The organism is Brachyspira pulli (assembly GCF_036997785.1).
Taxonomy (GTDB): domain Bacteria; phylum Spirochaetota; class Brachyspiria; order Brachyspirales; family Brachyspiraceae; genus Brachyspira; species Brachyspira pulli.
Genome location: NZ_JAWLQI010000124.1, coordinates 1 through 2,777, shown reverse-complemented (window position 1 = coordinate 2,777; position 2,777 = coordinate 1). Strand labels below are relative to the sequence as shown.

Below are 2,777 nucleotides of genomic sequence, written 5' to 3'. Positions count from 1 at the left end.
GAAAATTGACAAAATATAGTTGTTTAGGTATATACTGGAATGATTATATTACATTTTAAACAAGTAGTTCTAAAAAATAACAATAATAAAATTAGTATGCATTATTAATAATAATTTTATATGGTGTTAAATTATTTTTGTATTATAATATTATAATTTATGGAAAATTAATAAACTATGATAGGAGTCTTAAATGCTGAGAATATATAATTATCTATTTAATAAATATATAGAAGGCTGCAAAATCAGATTAGAATCTTTTGAAGATGATGAAATTGGAGATTTAAGTAAAGATCTCAGAAAAGAAGCAAAAAAAAATTATAGCTGATGCCAATGATTTTTTTGATAGTATTGATGCATTAAATTATTCTGATTTTGATGATTTTAATAGTAAAATAAAAACTTTTAATGATGAATTAAATAAAATATTTGAAACGTTTTATACAGAAAATCCTGAAGAAGGAAGCTATGTATATGAAAAAATTATACTTGATTTTTATTATGATAAAACTATGTTTAATGATGAAGATGATGAAATAAGTATTGACGATTTTGATATTTTAGATGAATATTTTTATTATAATACTGAAGGAATTAATAATAACGATTCAGGTATATATTCAAAAGCTATTAAATATTATGATAAAGCTATAAAGTTAATTAATAATTATGCATTCGCTTATTATAATAGAGGACTAGCTAGAAGTAATTTAGGTATGTATGAGCAGTCTATAAAAGATTATGATAAGGCTATAGAATTAAGTAAAAATTATAAAGATGCATATTATAATAGAGGATTTGCAAAAACAAATTTAGAATTATATGAAGAAGCTATTAAAGATTATGATAAAGCTATAGAGTTAGACCCTAATTTTATTGATGCTTATAATAACAGAGGATTTTCAGAAAATTGTTTGGAATTATATAAAGAGGCTATAAAAGATGTTGACAAGGTTTTGGAATTGAATCCTGATTATTATTATGCTTACTGCAACAGAAGTTATTCTAAATATTGTTTAGGTTTATACAGAGATTCTATAAAAGATTGTGATAAGGCTATAGAATTTGATGAAAATTATTCAACTGCTTACTATAATAGAGCAAATGCTGAAGGCAGTCTTAAATTATATAAAAGAGCTTTTATAGATTATGAAAAGGCTTTAGAATTAGACCCTAATGCTGATTATATTTATCAGTCTATGGAAGAAGTTAAATATTATGCAGAATTTTTTAAGGACTCTATATCATATTATGAGGAAGGAAATGAGAAATACAATTTAGGGCTTTTTGAAGAAGCTATTAAATATTATAACAAGGCTATAAAATTGCATTCTGATTATGATATTGTTTATTATAATAGGGGACTCGCTAGAAGTAATTTAGGATTATATAAAGAAGCTATAAGAGATTATACTAAATATATAAGATTAAATCCTGAAGACGGTGATGCTTATTATAATAGAGGAGTTGCAAGAACTAATTTAGAATTATATGAGGATGCATTAAAGGATTATAAAAGGGCTTTAAAATTTAATCCTTATAATGAAGAGGCAAGAGAAAATATAAAAACTATAAAAAATAAATTATAAAACTTTATATAAGAATAGTGTATACCTAAATAACTATATTTTATCAAAAATAAATTTATATTTTTATATCTGTGGCTAGTCACAGAAAATAATAACAATATAAAAAATAAAATTGACAAAATATAATCGTTTAGGTATATACAAATAATATTATAATATACAGGAATGAAAAATGACAAAAATATCTAATTATCTTCTTAGTAAACATATAGAAAAATGTAAAATATCATTAAAAGCTTTTGGAGAAAGAGAAATTCCAGATTTAAAAGATGATTTTAAAGAAGAAGCAGAAAAAGTTCTATATGAGGCAAATAATTTTTTAAATAGTATTGATGTATTCAATTATTCTGATTTTGATGATTTTAACAGCAAAGCAGAAAATTTTAATGATAAATTAAACAGAATACTTGAATCATTTTATATAAAAGAGCCTGACGAACTTTATACTGATAACAGGTTTATCGAGTATTTTCATTATGATCAAACTATGTTTAATTATGATAATGATGAAATTGATATTAATGATTTGCACACTTTAGATAAATATTTCGCTTGTAACGCTGAAGGAGTTGCTCTAAACAATATGAGAGAATATAGAGATGCTATAGATAAATACAGTGAAGCTATAGACTTGATTGATTATTATGCATTGGCTTATTATAACAGAGGACTCGCTAAAAATAATTTAGGATTTTTTAAAAAAGCTATAAAAGATTATGACAGAGATATAGAATTAAGTAAAAATTATAAAGATGCTTATTATAATAGAGGAGTTGCTAAAAATCATGCTGGTTTGCACAAAGAAGCTCTTGAAGATTACTCTAAAGTTATAGAGTTAGATCCTAATAATATAGATGGATATAATAATAGAGGAGTTTCCAAAAATTATTTATCTCTTTTTGATGAGGCTATTAAAGATTTTAATAAGATTTTAGAGTTAGACCCTAAGAATTATTATGCTTATGGTAATAGAGGAAATTCTAAAAACGATTTGGGACTTTATAAAGAGGCTATTGAAGATTATAACAAAGCTATAGAAATTAATCCAAATTATTCAGATGGTTATTATAATAGAGGAAATTCAAAAAAAGAGTTAGGTTTATTTGAAGAAGCTATTAAAGATTATGATAATGCTATAAAATGGAAACCTAACGATATAAATGCTTATCTTAATAGAGGAAATGCTAA

The 2,777-nt window shown here is 23.5% G+C and carries 3 protein-coding genes; all 3 read left to right on the top strand.

All coding sequences use genetic code 11. The features are described 5' to 3' along the window. Positions 1 to 193: 193 nt before the first annotated feature. Entirely contained in the window at positions 194 to 328 is a 135-nt protein-coding gene (locus R4K56_RS14610) for a hypothetical protein (RefSeq protein WP_335773200.1), read from the top strand. A 184-nt stretch (positions 329 to 512) separates the two neighbouring features. Then, positions 513 to 1,589 (top strand): tetratricopeptide repeat protein, encoded by a 1,077-nt coding sequence (locus tag R4K56_RS14605; protein ID WP_335773199.1) that lies wholly within the window; start codon positions 513 to 515, stop codon positions 1,587 to 1,589. Positions 1,590 to 1,761: 172 nt separating this feature from the next. After that, on the top strand, positions 1,762 to 2,777 hold a 1,016-nt coding region (locus tag R4K56_RS14600), incomplete at its 3' end, for a tetratricopeptide repeat protein (protein WP_335773198.1).